This is a genomic window from Aquiflexum sp., from assembly GCF_041751335.1.
Taxonomy (GTDB): domain Bacteria; phylum Bacteroidota; class Bacteroidia; order Cytophagales; family Cyclobacteriaceae; genus Aquiflexum.
The window spans coordinates 17,855-40,903 of the sequence record NZ_JBGSXS010000243.1 but is presented as its reverse complement, the minus strand read 5'-3'; the positions used below and the strand labels follow the sequence as shown (position 1 = coordinate 40,903).

Sequence of the window (23,049 nt, the reverse complement as noted above, 5' to 3'; positions counted from 1 at the left end):
TTGGAATTTGAAGTCACCATTTTAGGTTCAAATTCTGCTATTCCTGCTCATAGTAGAAATCAGACCTCCCAATTGGTTCAGATTGGGGGGTCCTTATTGCTTTTGGATTGTGGTGAGGGGACACAAATTCAACTTCGCAAATTCAAACTCAAATTTTCCAAGATAGACTTTATTTTTATTTCCCATCTCCATGGAGATCACTATTATGGATTGATGGGGTTGATCTCTAGTTTCCACCTTGTTAAAAGAGAACGTTTACTGACAATTTTTGGACCTCAAGGACTAGATGAAATCATCACTGTCCAACTCAAACATAGCAAATCCAATCTCGGATTTCCTTTAAGATTTATCAGTACACAAATTAAAAGTGAAGAACTTATCTTGGAAGAAAAGAATTTTCGGGTACATACTTTTCCACTGAAGCACCGGGTACCTTGTACAGGATTTTTAATAGAGGAAAAACAAGGGCTTAAAAATTTGGTTAAAGAAAAACTACAACAAAACAATCTCAGTATTGATGCCATTAATACACTTCGTTCCGGAAAAGATTATTTGGATGCTGATGGTAAAGTGATTTTTGCTGTATCGGAATTTACCCATGAGCATAAGCCTGTACGAAAGTATGCTTATTGTTCAGACACAATATATGATCTGGGCTTGCCAAGAATAATTAAAGAAGTAAACCTCTTATACCATGAATCTACATTTGATGATTTGGAAGAAGAAAGAGCTGGGTCTACATTTCACAGTACAGCAAGACAAGCGGCCAAGATTGCTAAGAGTGCAGGAGCAAAAAAATTATTGTTGGGTCATTATTCATCCCGTTACAAGGACCTTTCAATATTGTTGGAGCAGGCCAAAGAAGAATTTAATGAAAGTTACTTAAGCGAAGAAGGAATGACATATCCAATTCTCTATCCTTGATTTTTTATTAACCTATATCATATAAATTCCAACAATATGGATTTAAAAGTTACCTCTAAAACTTTTCAGTCAAAAAAGACCAACCTCTTTATTATCTTAAGTGGGATTTTTCTTACCAACGCCATCTTGGCTGAAATCATCGGTGTTAAAATCTTTTCAGGAGAAAGAACTCTTGGTTATGAACCTGCAGGTTGGACAATTTTTGGAGAATACATATTGGACTTTAACCTCACAGCGGGGGCAGTAATTTGGCCAATTGTATTTATCACCACTGACATTATCAATGAATATTATGGTAAGAAAGGTGTCAAGAAAATCAGCTTTATTACGGCCTATTTTATTGGTTATATATTTATCATAATTTCCATAGTGACCATGCTTCCTCCTGCACCATTTTGGTTGGATGTCAACACACCCGATCCAAATGGAAATCCCTTCAACATTGATTATGCCTTCAATGTGATTTTCAGACAGGGATTGGGGATTATCATCGGCTCTTTGACTGCGTTCTTACTGGGTCAGTTGATAGATGTATATGTTTTCCAAAAACTCAGAAAAATCACCGGACCAAAAATGATCTGGTTGAGAGCGACGGGGTCAACATTGGTTTCCCAGTTTTTTGACTCATTTGTAGTACTTGGAATCGCTTTTTACATTTTTGGAAACTGGAGCTGGGCACAGGTAGCATCAGTAGGTATCATCAATTATATCTACAAATTCAGTGTGGCTATTTTACTTACTCCATTGCTATACCTCGGGCATTATTTGATTGACAGATACCTTGGAAAGGAAATTTCAGAACAAATGACAAAGGAAGCGTCTGAGGACACCTCGTTTCTTTGAATGATTCGATAATAATTTTTTGAAAAGAATTCTTTTTATCTTTTTCATTATTTATATTCCGCATTAATATGACCACATAATACATTTTTGCTTGTAGTTTATTTTCGATGCGATTTAAAAGATTATTATTTCTTTTTTCTGTAAGCCTTTTTTTTGCCATCGGTGGTGTAAGTGCTATGCTTTCCTTTTACCCAAATAAGTTTGAGGAGTCTATTATCTCTTTTCTAAAAAATGAAGTCAACGAACCTCCTATTGCAGATTTTAGTTTTGAGGACGCCGAATATTGCGGTAATTCTCCCATTCAGTTCACCAATCTTTCTACTGGAACAGGACTGACATACCTTTGGCAATTTGGAGATGGCAAAACTTCTGAATTAGAAGAACCTGAACATATTTTTGACAATACAGTTGGAAATGGTCTACAGAATTTTCAAGTGACGCTGACAGTGACTGATTCATTGGGAGAAATAGACCTTAAAACAAAACCAATCACCATAAATCAAATCCCCTCTGCTTCAGTATCAAGTGATAGGAGCAATACCGATTTTGATAACCTTCCATATTTTATTGTCTGTGACGATGATCAAGTATCTGAATTTACTTTTTATAATACCTCTAGCACAACATCCACGAATGAATCCTATACAATTGATTGGGGAGATGGTTCAGAATCTTTTGAAGGAAATGAATGGTCTGAATTGACCCATGCTTATTCCATAGGAGTCTATTACCTGAATTATACTGTGACAGGAGGCAATGGATGTATTGTCAGCAGAAGAATAGGCGTATTTATCGGGTCCAATCCAGCCGTGGGTTTTGGTAATCCGGGCAATACAAATATCTGCTCAGGAGAAGCACTTACCTTTCCAATTACAGGGACAGAAAACAATCCCATAGGGACTACTTATACGATTACATTTTCTGATGGCACTCCCCCACAGGTATTCTCCCATCCTCCTCCAGCCACAGTAAGTCATATTTTTGAAACTACTTCCTGTGGAAGATTTGGAGCACCTGGATTTGGCAATTCTTTTTCAGCGACCATACTGGCTGAAAACCCATGTTCAAGATCATCTGCACAAGTGGTACCCATTTATGTATCGGAAAAACCAGTACCAATTATTGGCTTAACTGATTCTGTATATTGTGAAAACACCTATTTTAATATCATCAACCAAACACTCTTCGGAAATGAAGTGAGTAATAACGGGCAATGCACCACTACCGGTAAGTTTGTTTGGGAAATTAGTCCGGCAACAGGCTGGGAACTCAGCGCCGGAAACACATTAGGAGTAAGAAACAATGCGGATATCCCAAATTCTTGGGTCAACGGATCGACTGTTTTAACACCGAGATTTACCGAACCGGGAATCTATACCATCAAATTGATAACAGGTAACAGATGTGGAATTGAAGAAAAAGAAGAAACCATCTGCATTATTCCCGAACCTATAGCATCATTCGAAATCGATAAATTTGATGGTTGCGGGCCTATCACGGTCAAAGCCACCAATACCTCCAATATCCTTGGCACCTGTGCTGATGGAGGAGATTTCTTCCGTTGGTCTGTGGCCTTTCAGGGAGGGGAATGTAGTGTTGGAGGAGATTGGGAATTTGCTGAGGGAAGTACTTTCAATGACATCAATCCCGAATTCAATTTCATCAATCCCGGAGACTATATTATTACCCAACAATTGATTACATCATGTGGGGTTTTTACGACTTCAGAATCAATTTCCGTATATGCCCCTCCTGTAGTAACATTGGGTAGTATCCCTGATTCATGTGGGGAATTGACCATTTCTCCCACATCAAATGTCCGCTTGTGCAATGAAGAGGAAGCCACTTATCTATGGACTTTTGAAGGCGGGATTCCTGAAACATCAACAAATGCAGATCCCGGCCCCATTGAATTCAACACAGTTGGCAACAAAGTAATCACCCTAGAAGTCACCAATTCCTGCGGTACCACTACCTCATCAGTATCCTTCATTATCAATCCAATCCCGGAAATTGATCTAGGACCCGATAGGGAAATATGTAGAGGTGAAACCATCGTGTTGGATTCCGAAATCATTCCCGATGGAAATTATTCTTACAGTTGGACAGCGATACCATTCAGTACTATACAAAATTCCAACAGTGCCAATCCAACGGTAAGGCCTGACGAAACAACAACCTATACTGTAACAGCCAACAATGTCCAAACTTCATGCAGCACTCAAAGTCAGGTAACCGTCACTGTCATTCCCGCGCCAACAGTAGAATTCTCCATTCCGGACCAGATCATCTGTTCTGGAGAGACCACAGAAACAGTTTTATTAAACGCTGATCTTTCGGAAGCAATAATTGAGTGGACATCTCAAAGCAACGGGGCAGAAGGTGTACTTCCTAATGGCATCAATGAGATCCCATCACAAACTATCATCAACAAAAGCATTATCCCGATTGATGTGATTTTCTTTGCCAAAATAGCTTCTGAAAACCTCGGAAGCTGTGAAGAAGTAGTCGCCACTTATAAAGTTACCGTAAATCCTGAACCTGTATATCAGGATGGGGAAATGGAAATCTGCAGTTCGCAAGTTTCAACCTTTACCCCGCAAAATATGGCGCCCGGAAGTACTTTTACCTGGACAGTTACCGCACCGGCAACCGTTTCAGGTGCAGTAGCCTCTGCGGAACCTCAAAATTCGATTCCTTTGGAATTGGTCAATTCCAGCAACAGCCCTCAAACTGTCATATATAACATCACGCCATTTTTGGGGATTTGCCAGGGACAGCCTTTTTCACTAACTGTCACCGTCCTTCCATCACCGTCCATTGAATTTTCATTGGCAGACCAAACACTCTGTACAGGTACCGAAAGTCAGGAGGTAGTTATCAGCAGCAATGTAGCTGGTGCAGTAATTTCATGGACTTCTGTGGCCAATGGTGTTTCAGGTGTTCTACCTAATGGCAAAAATACCATTCCAATTCAAAACCTGTTCAACCCAACTTCTGAACCCATTACGGTTGATTTCAATGTGTTTGCCAGTACCGGAGGCCAAAGCAACTGTGAAGGCCTGCCCAAAATCTATCAAATAACTGTAAATCCTTCCATTACGCTTTTGGATGAAGTCAGTGATTTTTCAGGCTTTGGCATCTCTTGTTTTGGTGCCAATGATGGTAGGATTTCAATTGACCCGCAAGGAGGTAACGGAAACTTCACCCTCACTTGGACAGGACCACAAGGCTTTTCTTCCTCATCATCACTTATTGAAAATCTAAGACCAGGAGACTATTCACTTTTGGTAAAAGATGACTTTGGTTGCAGTTTGTCCCGATCCTACACCTTAAATGAACCAGAACAACTATTTGTAGCCCTTATCGATAAACGTGATGTGTTCTGCACAGGAGATGCGACAGGGATGATCGAGGTGAGCATCTCAGGGGGAATTATAGATACCCCTTATCAGTTGAACTGGACCAAGGACGGTCAACCTTTCCCATCAAACAGTTTGCTTTTAGAAAATATAGCTGCAGGAGTATATGAACTGACTGTCACGGACAACAACAATTGCTCGGTAAGTACAGGAACTATACTGGTCAACGAACCTGAACAAAGGCTGGAAATCAATATTGAAAAAGGTGATATTTCCTGCTACGAGGCCAATGATGGATTTTTGAGATTGGATATATCCGGTGGAGTTGCCCCTTATACCGTTGCATGGAATTTTGGTTCCAATTTGAGAAGTTTTGACAATGTTGGGCCGGGTACATATTCGGTCATTGTTTCAGATCAAGTTGGATGTGTTCTATCTCAATCTGTGAATATCATTGATGCGCCTATATTCAAAGTAAATGCGGAAGTCAGTCAGGTATCCTGTTTTGGAGAGAAAAATGGACAGATACGGCTAAATATCGAAGGAGGCACAGATGGTGTGTCCATCCGATGGGACAATGGCGCTGAACTGGAAAATCTCTTTAATCTGGATGCAGGCACTTATGGTGTTACTGTTTCTAAATTCAACACCTGTGAAGTTAGAAGGGAATTTACAATCCTTCAGCCTGATCCACTTTTGATTGAAAGTTCAGTTACGGATGCACTTGACTGTAGCAACCCACAAAGTGGAAATATTTTTGTGAACCCTACAGGAGGAAATCCACCATTTAATTATAAATGGAGCAATGGCAGTACCGAAAAAAATCTTACCAATATTCCTTCCGGTAATTATGCTGTGAGCATTGAAGATTCCAAAGGATGTTTTACAGAAAGACAGTTCACAGTCAAAAGACCTGTTCCAATCTCTGTTGCAACCATCAGAAACACCATCGTGAACTGTGAACCTAGAGAGATTTTGGAAGAAATCAATATTTCCATTACAGGTGGTTCGGCACCTTATACCATCTCTTGGTCAGGTGGAAACGTTTCAAATAATGGCCTAACCATGTCTACCGGTCAGTCCGGCTTATATGTTCTTACCATTACTGATGGTCAGGGCTGTGAATACCGTGAATCTTTTCAGATAGAAAACACAGACGTATTGTTGGAGGCGGATATTGAATCCATTGGTTTTGACCAGTACAATGCCTTTTTGGTGGGGATTCCTGTTCAGTTTCAAAACAAATCCATCGGCAACATCATCTCCTATTTCTGGGATTTTGGAGATGGCAACAGCAGCACGGAAACCAGCCCAACGCATACATTTCAAACAGCAGGTGAGTTTGATGTCAAATTACAGGCCATTGATGCATTTGGATGTATCCTAGAAATAGTGAAAGAAATCAGGATCATCGATTATTTCTTAGTGGTGCCCAATGTCTTTACGCCGAACAATGATGGCATCAATGATTATTTCTTTCCCAAGTTCCTGAATCTTGAAAAATTGGAATTTTGGGTTTTGAACAAATGGGGAGAAACAATATTCTACACTGACGATATTCAAGCCAATGGCTGGGACGGGACAATCATGGGTGACATGGCCTTGCCGGGAAATTATGTCTATAAACTCAAGTTCGAGACCGTGGATGGAAGGATTAAGACAAAAACAGATGTCTTTTTATTATTGAAATGATGAAGATGAAAAAATTGACCATAGTGACCGTCATGCTACTGATTTCCAATTTGGGATTCGGTCAGGATTTTCATTTTTCACAGTTTTATGCTTCCCCCCTAAACCTAAATCCTGCTTTGACAGGTTCAACTGAACTGACACGAGTGGGTGTCAATTACCGTAAACAATGGCCCGGTCTTTCTTATGATTTCAACGCCTACTCAGCATATTTTGACCATTATAGCTATGACCTCAATAGTGGGTTTGGAATTATAGTCAATAGTTTCCAAGAAGCCAATATGCGGATCAATACCTCTGACATTTCCTTCCTTTATGCCTATAACCTCCGAGTGGCCGAATCCTGGAATTTCAGGTTAGGCGGACAAGGTTCTTGGGTAAGAAGAAGTGCCAAACTCGACAACTTGGTGTTTGGCGACCAAGTGGATTTATTCAATAGAACCGTCAATCAAAGCAGCATTGACCTGATTCCAGATTTTGAGCCTAATGGCTATGTGGATATTTCCTTTGGGGCATTGGTCAACAATGACTACATGTGGCTAGGCGGTTCCGCACACCATATCAACCGGCCCAACCTTTCATTTTTCCCCGACAATGAAGCTGGTTTTTTGCCCATGAAATGGAGTGTTCATGGAGGTTTCAATTTCCCATTGGGTGCCAATGACTATTTCGGGTCAAAGTATGACAATCAGGCTTCTCTTTTATTGAATTACAAAAAGCAAGGCCCCTTCCAACAAATGGACATTGCCATGCAGGCATTGTATGGAACTGTCATCGGGGGATTGGGCTATAGAGGGATTCCGGGATTAAGGAATATGCCCAATCAGGATTCCATTATTACGATGTTTGGTGTAAACCTAGAAAATGGGATGGTGATTGGATACAGTTACGACTTTATGATTTCCAATATCGGCTATCAGACAAGGGGCGCCCACGAAATATCCTTCCGCTACCAATTCCTGATGGGCGACCCAAGAAGCCGAAACCAAAGGAATAGGGTTTTGAAGTGTTTTAAGTATATGATGTAGGGAGGGGTTTTTAGATTGTAGATTTGAGATTTGGGAATTAGTGAATTGAGATTTTTTAAAATTACACCTCTCCTGGAAAGTATCCCTTTTTTTTGGAAGAAGTTCGACTCTTTCAGGCCTGCCTGGCGGTAATGGCGGGGTCGGGGTGGTTCATCACCGTATCGTTTTTCCACGGGCAGCGGCCCGTGGTTAATCTAGGTTTGACCTCCCGATTCTCGGGACAGGCATTTCAGGGTAATTCATTTAAATTCAACTGTTTATGGATAAATGACCATGAAATAGTCGAACTTTTCAATATCCCCCGGTAAAACCGGGGGTAAAAAAGAATAATGATAGGCGGTAACAACCCTGAAAGGGTTGAACAATAAGGGAAGGGAAAATATAGAATTATTGTGGTGTGTGGCTTTTGATTCGTGGCATATGTACTCCTAGTCAAAAAAAAAATAGGGAGACCGTTTACTCAAATGTGATTTGCGCTACCTGTCAACAGTTATCGAATTAAAAATCTTTAATACTAAATCTTGTTGCTTGTCTTTTAAATTGGTACTCCAAATTTTTAGAGGAAAAGGATTATTTGTTCCAGAATTTTCGGAGAAGGAAATATGGATTGCGGTATTATCTCTTTGAGGATTTTTTGCTACCAAAATCTGTATTTGAATTCCGTCATTATCTTCGTTGATAATCGTGAAGTTTTCTTCCGAAACATTTTGTTCGGGAGAAGTATACATCCCATAGTCATAAGACATGGATATTCCTGAACCTTCTATCCTTCCAACCATTGAATCATATCCTTGTTCTTCTATTATAATAAAATTCATTGGTACTTGTAATTGATACTGACCTATTTCAATATTTTTTAAATTATCAAAAGATAAATCACTTTGGCTACAGCCAACAAAAAAGAAAGTCAAGATTATACTGGTAAGGATTTTGAGTTTTTCCATAATGCTGAATTTTATTACAATCTATGTCATCTTTCTTTAAATGCAACGTTTTGCTTCCTGCATCAGTTGCAAAGAAGTTTCATTTACCTAAAACTATCACTATCCCCTTAAAAATCAAAAAAATCATCCCAACCATAAAAAGCTTTTCCCAAACCTTAAGTTAACAAAAGCACTTTGCCACTTGATCCCCCAATACTTGGAAATGTTTGTTCTAGTTTCTTGGTTCTTAGCTCTTGGCTCTAAAAACCCCTCTCTTGTTTCTCGCTTCTCACCTCGCTTCTACTCCACCACCTTCTCCCCTCTAGCACTCCCAAGCTGAATAATCGCCGCCAAAATCATTAAAAAAAGACATCCTATGACATTGTACCAAAGGAAACCTATATCGATGGTAATACCCAAAAGTGAACCTCCTCCATTTTTCCAATGGATCAGAAATATCAAAATCTGTGTGAGAATGGCAGCTATAAAGACTGCCCTCCCATTTACCCATTTCATATAGAAAGCCACGCAGAAGATGCCTAACAAAGTCCCATAAAACAATGATCCTAATAAATTGACAGCCTGAATCAGGTTTTCAAATAAAGTTGCATAGGTGGCAAACAGAATGGCAAAGATTCCCCAAAAGGCTGTAAACAATTTTGAAGAAATCAGATAATGGTATTGACTGGCGTGTTTGGATAAAGATCTTTTGTAAATATCAATGGTAGTAGTAGTGCCCAATGCATTCAATTCAGATGCCGTGGATGACATGGCTGCACTGAATATTACAGCAAACAATAATCCTACTACACCTGTTGGTAAATAATCCATCACAAACCGCATAAAAACATAATCCGTATCCCTTGTTTCGGCCAATGGATCGTTCTTTACAATCAAATCTTTGACTTCATTTCGAATGCTTTCCTGGTATTGACTTTTTTTCCTCATTCCATCCTGGGCCAAGGCAATTCCCTCTTGGTTATCACTTTTTACGGCTTCTAATAAGTCCTCGATATCCTGTCCTTTTTCACGGAAAACATGGGTATATTCTTCTTCCAAAAACCTGAAATCTTCCCTGAATCCGCTGTTCTGAAGTTGTTCGGTCTGTACTTTATTGAATACCACAGGTGGTTGGAAAAATTGGTAAAAGACAAAAACCATCACACCGATAAACAGGATCACAAACTGCATGGGGACTTTCAGCAGGCCATTCATCATCAATCCCATTCTGCTTTGGGTCAGTGTACTTCCGGTAAGATAGCGCTGTACCTGCGATTGATCTGTACCAAAATAGGAAAGAAAAAGAAAAAGAGCGGCAGTCATGCCTGACCAGAAATTATACCTGTCTGACAGATTGAATTCAAAATTGACCACATTCAATTTATCCATCTTTCCTGCTACATGCAATGCTTCAGTAAATTTGATAGGTAACATTTGGATAACCAGAATTCCTGCCAGGACCATCCCTCCCATCATAACGGCCATCTGCTGTTTTTGAGTGATGGATACAGCCCTAGTACCTCCTGAAACGGTATAAATGATAACCAATACCCCAATGAAAATATTCGTAAAAGTGAGGTTCCATCCCAATAAGGTGGATAAAATAATAGCAGGTGCATAGATGGTAATTCCAGCTGCAAGTCCTCTTTGAACCAAAAACAATAAAGCCGCAAGGGTTCTTGTTTTCAGATCGAATCTGTTCTCCAGAAACTCATAGGCTGTATAGACTTTCAATTTGTAATACATTGGTAAAAAAGTCACCGAGAGTATGATCATGGCCAAGGGAAGTCCAAAGTAAAATTGAATGAAGCGCATGCCATCTTCATAGGCCTGACCTGGAGTACTCAAAAAAGTAATCGCAGAAGCCTGGGTTGCCATGATGGACAATCCAATCGTCCACCAGTTCATATTACCTTTCCCTCGGATATAGCTGTCCATATCCTTTTGACCGTATGTCTTATAAACACCATAGCCGACTATGGCTAAAAGTGTCCCGAACATGATGATCCAGTCGATGCCGCTCATGAGAAGCTGACCGTTAGCCAGTAAAAAAGTAAAATCAAAATACCCAAGGTGATCATCAATCCTAAATACCAGTTTCTCCAGTTAATTTGATCCTTCACCCGACTGTTCGATTAAGTTGACAAATAATTTGACGGCACCGGGAACTCCGGCCGGTAACTGACGGAACCAAGAAATGCCTGAGTAAGTATAGGTACCTTTGCCATACTTTGCAAAGATCAAAGAACCTTTGTTGGCATTTTCTCCCGGATCCTGCAATGTAAGTGGTGTAGCATAGTTCCTGTCATAATCACTGGTAAAGTATAACCCCCGCTCCTGAACCCAACCTTCAAAATCTGATTGGCTTATCTTATTTGGTTTGCTCAATATCGGATGGGTGAAATCTGCAACCACTGGTGAATTTTCCACTGCCACACGGTCCCTTGATATTGAAAATGGATAAGGGCCAAGCTCTCTGGTCAATAAGGGGGAAGAGGTATTGTATTGAACAATCATATTGCCTCCTTCTTTGACATATGCCATCAACTGATCCATATTATCTGCCAAGGCCTGATTGACATTGAATGCCCTGATGCCAATGATGATGGTCTCAAATGATTGAAGTCTTTCTTTTTTGAGCTCTCCGTTTTCCAGAATTGAAACCTGATAACCCAGATTTCTTAAAACTTCCGGAACATCATCCCCTGCTCCAGGGATATATCCGATTCTTTGGTTGCTGAGTTTTAGATCCATTTTCACCAAACCAAAAGTAGTACTTGTAAAATAGGTCAAGTTGGGAATATGTCTGTAAATGATCCTTTTGGTGTCCTGATTGAATTTTTGACCATCATTGGTCTGGAATGAGACAAGCACCTCTTTCTTCTCCCGATCAGAATCCAAAAATTCGATGGTAAATACTACCCTATTTCTTTTCTCATCTTTTTCCTCGGATAATATTCGAAACTGTCCAGAGCGAACACCTTCCAACACTAATTCCCCATCTAAAAACTTGTCTTTAAAGGAAACTTCAACTTGCAAAGTCCTATCCGCCCCTTTAATTAAAAACAGGTTATTTTTATCCAATTTGACATTTACTTCAGGAACAAGGGTAAAAGGCTGCTTCATTTCTCCATCAACCTGATCATTGTATTTATACATTAATGGGAGATCCATCCTGATAATTTGGCCTTTTATCAACAGATCCAAACTGCCCCCAATACTTGGACCGTTTACGGGTTGACCGATCTTTGAACGTTCCTGAATATCAAAAAGGCTTCCGTCCAAGGGCTTTTCTAACCAAAATGGTTGGGAAACGGGATAATCTCTTGGAATATTGATTTCCAAAGATTGGGCAACAGGAATATTGTTTTTGGCCTCCTTGTTAATATTCTGAGTAAAGACCTTCCCCTCAAGGGAACGGACTGTCAATGGAATTTGGGCAGGGTTATTAAAAACCAGTTCAGTGCTGATGGTTTCTCCAGGAAAACCAATTTCTTTTTTCACAATAAATTCCGCCTTCACTCCCAGCACTTCCAAGATTAGTTTGTCAAGATATTTTTTCTTTTCATCTAACCACAAAGCCTTAGAATCCTGACCATCTAACAAACTCTTAATTTGAAGGAGTTTTTCAACATTATTTTCAGGGGAAGTAAAATCAAAACCATTAAGAGCGTTTTCAATCGCTCCAATGATTTTAACTCCGTTAGGCAATTGTTCCCATCTGTTGTTGATATCCTCAAATGGATTTTGTTTAAATGTTGAACCTTTGACCAACTCTATGAAATCATTTCCTTCACCTATTTGAGAAGTGGATCCAAATCCCTGGGATTTATGCATGGTCCGACTGTCAGCCGCAATTTGGGAATAGGTGGTTCCCAACAATGGATTGTATTCACCTACTGCAAACTTGAAATAGGTCTTTCCATCCTCCGGTTCATATTGACCGCCCCAATTATAGGCATTCCAGAATATCCTTTTTGCTTGCCAAGGTTTTGTATATTTCAATTGATCCGGAAAAACATTGGGATCCGCAGCTTTTTGAAAGGCCTCTTCAGACAGAATAGCCGAACTCGTATGATGTCCATGAGTGGTCCCCGGAATGGTAGTGAATCTATTGATGATGATATCAGGCTGGAATTTTCTTATCATCCATACCACATCGGAAAGAAGCTTTTCCCTGTCCCAATTATTGAATGTCTCATCCGGGTTCTTACTGAATCCAAAATCCAATGCCCTTGTAAAATACTGTCTGCCGCCATCGGTTGCCCTAGCCCTAAGTAACTCATGTGTCCTTATCATCCCAAGTTCAATACCCAACTCTTTACCGATAAGATTTTGACCTCCGTCCCCTCGGGTCAAAGAGAGGTAGGCAACTTCTGCATGTTCTCCATTCACCAGATAGGCAATCAACCTGGTATTCTCATCATCAGGATGAGCAGCTACAAACAATACCCTTTTGGTATCTTTGAAGCGTAATAATTTATGGTAAAGGACTGAGGATGGTTGAGTCTGTGAGAATGATGGGGAAAGAATTAAAAATGATAAACAAAACAGCAGCCATTTGAGGTTTTTCATGTTTTTTGAAATTTGATGAAAATGTACTGGAAGGAATGAACAATTAAAACTCTTTTTTACACAAGAGGGTTTTGGCTCATGTTAAAATAGGTTATACGATTATCCAGAGTGATGCAGGTTTACCAATTTCATTTGCTTTTAGTGACACATCATTGAGATAATTTCTATGGAAATATGAACCAAAAATAAATGGGTATATATAAATTCCTCTCTAGAAAACAATTGGCGCATAACAAACTTAAGAGGAAAAAATTTCCAGAAATGGCCAAACAATAATAAAAAAAGCTGCCTTTGTAAAAGACAGCTTTTTTTATTTTTATAAAACTTGGAATTATCTCTCCATCCAATCAGGACCAAGAAGGGCAACCAATTTCTCATTGACTTTTTCAGCCTCTGAAGTATTCTTTAATCTGGTATGAATCTGGAATAGTATTTCAAGGATTTCAACATTCTCAGGCTTCAATTCTGATGCTTTAGTAAAGTAAGGGATAGCATCATTGTAAAGTCCATCTGCCTGCTTACTCATATCTGGGGCTCTTTTTTCCCATTCGTCATCAGATAGATTATTTACTTCTGCCAAAATGGCCCTCGCCCTGTCCAAATAGATTGCTCCTGCATAATAATTACCTTCAAAGAAATCTGGCTCAGCTAATACAGCTTTTTTATACTCGCCTAATGCTCCGTCCATATCACCTGACTGCTCCATCAAGTATCCATGTCTCAACAGTAGACCTGAATTGTTTGGATCATCTTTTAAAGCAGATTTCACAGAAGCCATAGCCTCATCCATCTTGTTCATCTGAAGTAACAACTGCACTTCAAACTCTGACAAGGTTTTGTCTTCAGGAAAGTCTTTCCGTGCCATTGTCACATACTGTAATGCCTGCTCAGGATCTTTGTCCTCACCACTCGCTATTTGAATAAGGAAGTAATAAGTGTTTAATTTATCGTAATCCTTAACTTCCAACAACCTATTGAAATGTTTTTTGGCTTCTTCTGGTTTTCCTAATTCCTGGTACGCAATATAACCTGCATTGAAATTGGAGGTGGTATCGGAAGGGTCAATGTCAGAAACCAGGTTGAAAAACTCATAAGACATTTCCAAATCTTCTTCTTCATACGTCATAATTGCCTTGTTGAAGGATGCCTGTTTCAATGTTTCCAAGGAAAAAGGTCTAAGATTATCCGGAAGTACACCTGGAATATCCTCTTTAAAAATTTCCTTGCCGACTTTACTTTCTTTGTCATTGTCAACCATTTTCAAAGTTTTCTGAAAATCATCATAAGCACCTCTACCAGTTGCTACCGTTGAAGCAACATTGTCTTCATCAGCTTCAAACATTTTTGTCTGAATTTTGGCTTTTAGAAGTAGCGTATTGGGATCATCCTTAGTTTCAGGATCTTCAAGTGCAGCTTGGACTTCGGTCATAGCCACTTCCAATTCACCTTTTTTAAAGTTTCGATCGGCAGATTTTACTACCTTTTTTTGAGCAAAGGCCATAGTTGCAATACCCACTAAAGCCAATGATAAGATTAACTTTTTCATTTTATTTCGTTTTTGCTAATTGTTTGGTCTATATTGATTTGGATTTAAATACTCGTTCATTAAGATTCTATAGGATTTTCACCCTCATTTTCTCCTGTCACCTCATCTGTTCCGTTTTCTATTTCACCTTCTTCCACTTCTTCCTCTTCTTCTCTTGAAATTTTTTCAACTGATGAAATTTGATCAGTTTCACTAAGTTTGATAAGGCGGACTCCTTGAGTTGCCCTGCCCATTACCCTAAGTTCTGAAACCGGAGTTCTGATGGTGATTCCTGATTTGTTGATGATCATCAAGTCATCGCTGTCGACAACTTCTTTAATAGCAACAAGGAATCCTGTCTTATCCGTGATGTTCATGGCTTTGACCCCTTTACCTCCTCTATTGGTAATTCTATATTCATCAAGTGGAGATCTTTTACCATAACCCTTCTCAGAAACTACCAAAAGACTAGCATCTTCTCTAGATGCACATACCATGCCAACCACTTCATCTTTAACATCCCTTAACTTAATTGCCTTTACACCGGTGGCCGTCCTGCCCATTGGTCTAACCGTAGACTCATGGAAATGAATGGCTCTTCCGGATTTGGCTGCTATAATGATATGAGTATCGCCATCTGTCATTTCTACCCTCAACAATTGATCTTCATCCCTAATATTCAGGGCGATTATACCATTTGTCCTTGGTCTTGAGTATTGTTCAAGGGTGGTTTTTTTGATAATTCCCTTTTTGGTTACCATCACAAGGTAATTGTTATTGATATAATCTTCATCGTTCAGGTCACCTACCTGAATGATAGATCTGATTTTATCCTCGGAATTGATATTGATCAAATTCTGAATAGGACGGCCTTTGGAAGTTTTTGATCCTTCAGGAATAGCATAAGTCTTTAACCAAAACAATTTACCAAGGTCAGTGAAAATCAAAAGGTAATTATGGGTTGAAGCCGTAAACAAATATTCAGTCCAATCATCCTGTTTTGTAGAGACACCTTTGGAACCAACGCCACCTCGGCCTTGAGTCCTGTATTCAGTAAGAACAGTTCTTTTGATATAGCCTTCATTGGATACCGTGATGACAACTTCTTCATTTGGAATCATATCTTCATAATTGAAGTCTTCCGCATTATGTTCAATGACAGTTCTCCTCTCATCACTGTAGCGGTTTCTTATTTCAGCAAGTTCATCTTTGATGATCTGCATCCGCTTTTCTTCACTTTCAAGAATCCCTTTGAGTTCTTCAATAAAAGCCATCAATTCTCTATATTCTTCCTGGATCTTTTCACGCTCCATTCCTGTAAGCCGCTGAAGCCTCATGTCAAGAATTGCTCTTGCTTGGATTTCACTAAGCTCAAACTTCTCCATCAGGCCATTTCTTGCAGTTTCAGGATCTCTGGAACTTCTAATCAGGGATATAACTTCATCCAAATGATCCAAAGCTATCAGGTAGCCTTCAAGAATATGGGCTCTCTTTTCAGCCTCTCTTAGTTCATATTCGGTCCTTCTGACCACCACCTCATGTCTGTGATTGACATAGTGTACAATCATATCCTTGAGGTTCAAGGTTTGTGGACGTCCTTTTACTAAAGCTACATTATTTACTGAAAATGAGGTCTGTAACTGAGTTTGCTTATAAAGATTGTTTAAGACAACATTTGTAACGGCGTCTCTCTTCAGATCATAAACCACACGCATACCCTGTCTATCAGATTCATCTCGGATAGCAACGATACCATCAATTTTTTTCTCATTTATAAGCGCAGCAGTCTTTTCAATCATATTGGCCTTGTTGACCACATATGGAATCTCAGAAATAATGATAGACTCACGTCCATTGTCTTTGGTTTCCACTTCGGCTTTGCCCCGTACAATGATCCTGCCTCTTCCTGTTTCAAAAGCTGCTTTTACACCATTATAACCATAAATAATACCCCCTGTAGGGAAATCAGGAGCAATAATAAACTCCATCAATTCCGAAATAGTGATATCCCGATTGTCAATGTAAGCAATGATTCCATCGACAACTTCTCCCAAATTGTGCGGAGCCATATTGGTTGCCATACCTACAGCGATACCAGATGCGCCATTTAGCAATAGTGCAGGGATTTTGGCCGGTAGGACAACCGGTTCTTTTAGGGAATCATCAAAGTTTAACTGAAAGTCAACAGTTTCTTTATTGATATCGATCAGCAGCTCTTCCGCAATTCTTTTCAGCCTTGCTTCGGTGTAACGCATGGCCGCGGGATTATCTCCATCCACAGACCCAAAGTTACCCTGACCATCTACCAAAGGATATCTCAAGGACCAAGGCTGGGCCATACGGACCATTGTTTCATAGACTGCAGAGTCACCATGTGGGTGATATTTACCCAATACTTCTCCTACTATCCTTGCTGATTTTTTGAATGGTTTGTTGTGCATTACGCCAAGTTCCTGCATTCCAAAAAGAATTCTTCGGTGAACTGGCTTGAGTCCGTCACGGACATCTGGAAGTGCTCTGGAAACAATAACCGACATCGAATAATCGATGTAGGCCCCTCGCATTTCATCTTCAATATTAATCGGAATTATATTCTCGTTTTCTCCTTTCGCCATATTTTATAGGTGATCAATAGGTTTGCAATTTACTAAAAAGAATACGGTTTTAAAAAGATTATTCTGTCTTGTAAAGGCTATTTGGGTATACTTTAATACCATTGACCAACTTTCCTGTTTTGGAAATTGAATATTGAGCTTCCTCTGTATTCTACACCATCGTGTACATGCCTCATTACCACACCACAACCATGTACTTTACATCTTTTGGTACCGGGTAGACTGATTGAAATACCAACTTGGGCCAGATATAAATTCTGCCTTATATTTTGGAGTTCATCAATATTTTCAGTCCTGAAATTATAATTTCTAAACTCAATCCCTGTTTTGGCAAAGAATCTTGCGTATTCTGAAAACTCCCTTTCAATCCTAAGACCAACATTATAAAAAGGCTCATCAACTGGTAGTGCCCTACCATCAAAATTCTTTCTCAAATACAAATTTCCAAACTCAGCTTCTATTAAGAATCTCCATGGATAATTTTGACGGATTCTCTGATTCTTTTCGGACTGCATGTAGATATTATTGGTGGAAAATTGTCTATACCTCCAATTTAAAAATTTGGCTCTTTTTCTGGCGTCATAAATTACTAGCCCTACTGATCCAAATGCCCTATCCAAAGTATAATTGGAATTTTCAAATTGAAACTCAAAATCCCCACCTCTAAGATTGTTCATTCTTCCAAACTCACGGCCATAACCAGCTCCTAACATCAATGTGTTGAATAGATTCAATTTGACACCTAGATTTATTGGTATCGCCATTTGGTTGCTTGAAAATCTTAGAGTATCTCCTGCTAAAATTGATTGGGGCTCCTCAAGGTTGTTGTATTGTCTAATAGGATACCGACCTGGAAATTCGGAAAAGAATTGCATCTGATTGGTATGAAAGGTTCCTCCAGAGGAAAATTCAAAACTGAAATTACTTACAGCATTTCTAAAAACATTACCAATGTTACTCTGACTTTTCCTTCCCTTATTTCTTGCTTTGGAATCAATACCGAAAATATCATCTTGAGCAAATAAGGATTGAAAACCCATCAAGCATAAAATCAATATAAAATAGACTTTTCTCATACTGCTATTTAACGAACCCGAAAGTAAAAACAATACCTCAATTAAAACAAAAAAGGCTTCCAGAATTGGAAGCCTTTTCATTAGAATTATTTTAATCAGTTGGTGACTTCGCCATCAACTGCGGCTCTTTTCTCTTTTAATTCTGTAATTAGGTTATCTACTTTTTCCTTCACTGCAGGGTCAGCACTCATCGCTTTCATGATTTTGTTATAAGTACCTGCTCCAAGAGTTTCTGCATCCATAATCATATCAACTTTGAATTTCTTCACATCTTCAGAAAGTGAATCCATGAAATCTTGGACTTTTTGGAAGGCCTCTCTTTCTTCAACAGTAATATTGATTTCTGAAAGCTTATCTTCATTGCCCCATGCACCTTTGATTTCATTGTATCTGGCTGCGCCTCCCAGGGCCTCATCAGTTTTAATCATTTCCACCAATTGCTCCTGCTTTTCTTCGAGGTAGTTTGCCACTGCCTCTTCCATAGCAGCAAATTTTTGAATTTCCTCTTCTGTAACTTCTTCAGGAGCATCCTGCGCCATGGTATTTACACTCAAAATACCCAAAAGGAAAAACGCCAATACAAATACTTTTTTCATCTTAATAGAAGGTTTAAATTGTTTAATCAAATTTGAATTAATTTCTAATTAACAGTTTTAATGCCTGTTTTACAAGAGAAACTACAAAAATTTGGCCATAAAAATTGTTAAATGGCAATTTAAAACCATTAGGGGTAAAAGTTGCATTTTCTAAAAACTAGATATTTTTAAGACTCTTTATAGTTTCAAAAGGATTTTCCGCAGAAAAAACAAAACTTCCTGCCACCAAAATGTCTGCCCCCGCTTCTGCAAGCAATGGTGCATTGAGCTTATTGACCCCGCCATCGATTTCAATTAATGTGTTGGCGCCTTTTTGATTGATAAGGTATTTCAATTGACTAATTTTATTATAGGTGTTTGCAATGAATTTTTGCCCGCCAAAACCAGGGTTGACTGACATCAGACATACGAGATCAATGTCATTGATCACATCCTCAAGAAGCTGAACCGAAGTATGTGGATTTAGGGCAACTCCTGCTTTACAGCCCAATTCTTTGATGGCTTGCAAAGTTCTGTGCAAATGATTACATGCTTCTAAGTGAACCGAAATTATACTTGCCCCTGCATTTTTGAATGCCTCCAAATATCTGTCAGGATCTACAATCATCAAATGGACATCCAAAGGTTTGGTGGCATGTTTGTTTATTGCCTCCGTAACTGGTATTCCAAAAGAAATATTGGGAACAAATACACCATCCATTATATCCACATGGATAAAGTCTGCTTCTGATGCATTCAACATTTCTATTTCAGATTGTAAATTGGCGAAATCAGCAGCCAAAACAGAAGGAGCAATTTTAATAGACATGAAACTGGTGAATTTTAACTATGCTGCAAAGGAAATAAAAATACAATTGGCCACCTACCTTTTCATCAATTTTGTCTTTTGGATTTCCTTGCCAGATTGCATTTGAACAAAATAAACTCCATTCCGCATCTCCGGTAAATTTACTTCAAAAGGTACTTGTAGATTTGTTCTTATTAAAGTTTCTTTTTTCACAATTTTACCTTGCATATCTATTAATGAGAATTCCCCTTTTAGATTAGCACCAAAAGAAATGAACAAATCAGTGCCTTTTAAAGGATTGGGATAAACTTTCCAATTTCCTTCTTTATCTACAGTGACTATATCCAAAATCTCTCCATAAAAAGCTTTATAAAAATCAGGAATTCCAAAACCTAGAAGATTATCGGGCTCCTTAGCCTGATGAGCGCTTTTTATCAAGTTTTCCAATAATTCATCTTTTGTCCATTCGGGTCTGCCTTGCCATAATCCAGCAGCCAGTGCTGCTACTTGCGGACCTGAAAAAGATGTTCCGTTACCCCTCGACACGATCCCATTGAACCTGACTACAAAGACTTGTTCTCCGAAAGCAGAGACATCAGGCTTGATTCTTCCATCAGCAGTAGGGCCCATTGAACTGAAAGACGCCCTGGTCAAATCTGATTTTACAGCACCTATTGCCAAGATTCCTCTTGCGTCTGCAGGGGCTGTGAGGGAAGAAACACCTCTTGTTCCATAATTTCCTGCACTAGTCACAACCAAAATACCCTTATTTGCTGCAATGGATGCCCCTATGGATATCACGGCCGTTTCCCCATCAAGGTCATTGGTGGTATAATTCATTGCCGGGTCATCAAAATCCCAATAACCTAAAGAACTGTTGATGATATCTACTCCGAGACTGTCCGCGTATTCAGCAGCTTTTACCCAATTGTATTCTTCTATCCGGTATTCTGTGGGGACATCTTCTGTGATGCATAATATAAAATTGGATTCAGGGGCACCCGAAACCAATAATTCTTCATCATTGGCGGCAATCAAAGACAAAACATTGGTTCCATGTTGATTTTTGCTGAAAACATCATCATTTCCTATATGCACGAAATCCCTTGTTCCAACAATCTGCTGATTATCAAATAGATGTGAAAAGGCTGGGATTTGGTTTACTCCGGGAAATCCTGCATCAAAAACCGCTATCGTGATTCCTTTACCCTTAAATCCTGCATCGTGCATCTGTGGAATTCCCAAAACCTGATTTTGGAAATCATAGGGAGAGGAATTTTTTTTCGAAGAAATATTAAAATTTACATTCAAACCCCCTTTATTTCTGGAATCTAGTCTGGCCTGAGAAAAACTACCTGGAGCTACCAATACCACTTTTTCCACAAATGGAAATGATTCCAAATCTGGTATTTTTTCTGGGTTTGCAGTAACTATTGATGCATTCAGCCAATGACTGTTATATAGAATTATATCTACAGATGGGCTAATGGCCTCAAGATATTTTTGTGAAACCGGAAAATCAAGGCTATCCAATGAAATCAGTTGCTTCAGCCTTCTTTCCAAGGATTTTCCGGTAAGGAATTCCTCAGGGCTGTTAAAGGAATAACTATCCTGTGGCTTGAATTTAAAATGAACAGCATATCGGTTTTGTCCTAAGACTGAACCACTGCATACCAAAAACAGAAGCACTAAAAAATATTTGTTACAATTTACCATATGCCAATATTTTGAGATGGGTCAATTTGCCTGAATCAATGACCATCTGACCTAGACAATCGTTTCTAGAGCAATAAGTGAAAACTTCATGATATTGTTCCACAAGCCCTATCCCTTTGGAAAAAACCTCATATCTATTATTTCTGAAAGTGATTTCATCATCTTCCTCTTCCTGCAATACTTTCAGGGAACGGGTAAAAGATTGTTCTCCTACAGGGATGGTTCCCATAAAATCAATTTTAAATATGTCCTGATTTTGGGAATTTAACACTTCTGAATCCCAAGACTTCCCTAATTCAGGAGGAAAAACCAAATTGACGGTTCTTTTGTTCTCAAAATTCCGGATCAGTGTATTTCGGATATGTTGCAAGGCATAATTACCGGTTGCTTGCCAAAATGACCTATCCTCAGACATTTCCCTTATTAACACATATACAAACTCTCCTTCAGCATTGATATAGCTGTAGTCTACCCTATCTCTTAGAAAAAAGGAGGATACTTCTGAGTCATTTTCACCAAAAACAATGGTTTGGTTGACTTCATATTCCCAATACAATCCAATCTCCAAAGGCTGATAATCCAATCCAAAATCACCTCTTGGATTTTCTGTTTCGCCACAGGAAAATAGGATTGCAGTTAATATAATAAATCTGATAGGGTGTAAGCTGTTCATTTCATTAACTATAGCAGGCGGTAAAAATACATTTTTATGTTGAAATCTTTTACCTTAGCGCCCATAAAAAAGTATATCAAAAATGGCGTTAAAAACATTTGTTAAAATTTCGGCAGTCAATAACCTATCAGATGCCCGCTATTGTGCGGGTATGCAGGTAAATATGATAGGGTTTTGCCTGGAAGAAAGTGATAAAAATTTTGTGTCTCCTGATAAATTTAAAGAAATCACAGGTTGGCTTTCTGGCGTAGATTATGTTGCTGAGTGGTCCCATACACATCCTGAAAGAATGCTCACCTTGTTAAAAGATTACCCTGAAATCAAATATATCGAGGTCGGGGAAGAAATCCACCTTAAAATGTTGGTCAATACAAGTTATGGGATTATCCTCCATCAAAAAGTTGAAAATATAAATGATATCGAGGATTTGATCAAGAAATCTTCTGCTGTCTATAATTATAATGTCACTCTACTACTTCAATCAGAAACATTGGAATTAAATGGTGAAGTCCTTAAAAAAATCAAGGAACTATCTTCCAAATGTCAAGTGCTATTAGGTTTTGGGATTGAGGCAGATTCTGTGTTCGAATTAGTTGAAAGCACAGGAATCAAAGGTATTTCCATTCAGGGTGGTGATGAAATCAAACCTGGTCTTAAAGATTTTGATGAAATGGCTGACATTCTTGAGTCTTTGGAATTAGAAGAATAATCAAAATA

15 protein-coding genes are annotated in these 23,049 nt (G+C 38.9%); 5 read left to right on the top strand and 10 right to left on the bottom strand.

Translation table 11 applies throughout. The features are described 5' to 3' along the window. The 4 genes from ACEW8U_RS13815 to ACEW8U_RS13800 all read left to right on the top strand — a co-directional run bounded on the left by ACEW8U_RS13815 (position 1) and on the right by ACEW8U_RS13800 (position 7,846). Positions 1-924 carry a ribonuclease Z gene (locus tag ACEW8U_RS13815; RefSeq protein ID WP_373522641.1) on the top strand — a complete coding sequence of 308 codons (924 nt, stop codon included), beginning with the start codon at positions 1-3 and terminating at the stop codon, positions 922-924. A gap of 36 nt (positions 925-960) precedes the next feature. Then, positions 961-1,767, top strand: coding sequence for a queuosine precursor transporter (locus tag ACEW8U_RS13810; RefSeq protein WP_373522640.1), 807 nt, complete (start codon positions 961-963; stop codon positions 1,765-1,767). A gap of 107 nt (positions 1,768-1,874) precedes the next feature. Further along, entirely contained in the window at positions 1,875-6,821 is a 4,947-nt protein-coding gene (locus tag ACEW8U_RS13805) for a PKD domain-containing protein (protein WP_373522639.1), read from the top strand. A 5-nt stretch (positions 6,822-6,826) separates the two neighbouring features. Beyond that, on the top strand, positions 6,827-7,846 hold the full coding sequence (locus tag ACEW8U_RS13800; protein ID WP_373522638.1) for a PorP/SprF family type IX secretion system membrane protein: 1,020 nt from the start codon (positions 6,827-6,829) through the stop codon (positions 7,844-7,846). A 476-nt stretch (positions 7,847-8,322) separates the two neighbouring features. On the opposite strand, the gene ACEW8U_RS13795 is transcribed toward ACEW8U_RS13800, so the two are convergent. The 10 genes from ACEW8U_RS13795 to ACEW8U_RS13750 all read right to left on the bottom strand — a co-directional run bounded on the left by ACEW8U_RS13795 (position 8,323) and on the right by ACEW8U_RS13750 (position 22,332). After that, positions 8,323-8,790 carry a hypothetical protein gene (locus ACEW8U_RS13795; protein WP_373522637.1) on the bottom strand — a complete coding sequence of 156 codons (468 nt, stop codon included), beginning with the start codon at positions 8,788-8,790 and terminating at the stop codon, positions 8,323-8,325. A 279-nt stretch (positions 8,791-9,069) separates the two neighbouring features. Continuing rightward, positions 9,070-10,794, bottom strand: a complete 1,725-nt coding sequence (locus ACEW8U_RS13790; protein WP_373522636.1) for a sodium:solute symporter — start codon at positions 10,792-10,794, stop codon at positions 9,070-9,072. 81 nt (positions 10,795-10,875) lie between these two features. Continuing rightward, positions 10,876-13,344: a PIG-L family deacetylase gene (locus ACEW8U_RS13785; RefSeq protein ID WP_373522635.1), complete on the bottom strand. Its 2,469-nt coding sequence runs from the start codon at positions 13,342-13,344 to the stop codon at positions 10,876-10,878. A 331-nt stretch (positions 13,345-13,675) separates the two neighbouring features. Next, positions 13,676-14,890: a tetratricopeptide repeat protein gene (locus ACEW8U_RS13780; protein WP_373522634.1), complete on the bottom strand. Its 1,215-nt coding sequence runs from the start codon at positions 14,888-14,890 to the stop codon at positions 13,676-13,678. Positions 14,891-14,949: 59 nt separating this feature from the next. Next, positions 14,950-17,484 carry a DNA gyrase subunit A gene (gene gyrA / locus ACEW8U_RS13775; protein ID WP_373522633.1) on the bottom strand — a complete coding sequence of 845 codons (2,535 nt, stop codon included), beginning with the start codon at positions 17,482-17,484 and terminating at the stop codon, positions 14,950-14,952. Between the two features lie 92 nt (positions 17,485-17,576). Next, entirely contained in the window at positions 17,577-18,641 is a 1,065-nt protein-coding gene (locus ACEW8U_RS13770; RefSeq protein ID WP_373522632.1) for a hypothetical protein, read from the bottom strand. Between the two features lie 14 nt (positions 18,642-18,655). After that, positions 18,656-19,156, bottom strand: a complete 501-nt coding sequence (locus ACEW8U_RS13765; RefSeq protein WP_373522631.1) for a hypothetical protein — start codon at positions 19,154-19,156, stop codon at positions 18,656-18,658. A gap of 157 nt (positions 19,157-19,313) precedes the next feature. Continuing rightward, positions 19,314-19,964, bottom strand: coding sequence for a ribulose-phosphate 3-epimerase (gene rpe / locus ACEW8U_RS13760; RefSeq protein WP_373522630.1), 651 nt, complete (start codon positions 19,962-19,964; stop codon positions 19,314-19,316). A gap of 54 nt (positions 19,965-20,018) precedes the next feature. Beyond that, entirely contained in the window at positions 20,019-21,659 is a 1,641-nt protein-coding gene (locus ACEW8U_RS13755; RefSeq protein WP_373522629.1) for a S8 family serine peptidase, read from the bottom strand. Further along, the gene (locus ACEW8U_RS13750) at positions 21,646-22,332 is read right to left on the bottom strand and encodes a hypothetical protein (protein ID WP_373522628.1); all 687 of its coding nucleotides are present in this window, start codon (positions 22,330-22,332) and stop codon (positions 21,646-21,648) included. Before ACEW8U_RS13750 ends, ACEW8U_RS13755 begins: the two co-directional genes overlap by 14 nt. 82 nt (positions 22,333-22,414) lie before the next feature. Between ACEW8U_RS13750 and ACEW8U_RS13745 the strand changes: the two genes are divergently transcribed. Then, entirely contained in the window at positions 22,415-23,041 is a 627-nt protein-coding gene (locus ACEW8U_RS13745) for a phosphoribosylanthranilate isomerase (RefSeq protein ID WP_373522627.1), read from the top strand. Positions 23,042-23,049: the final 8 nt, after the last annotated feature.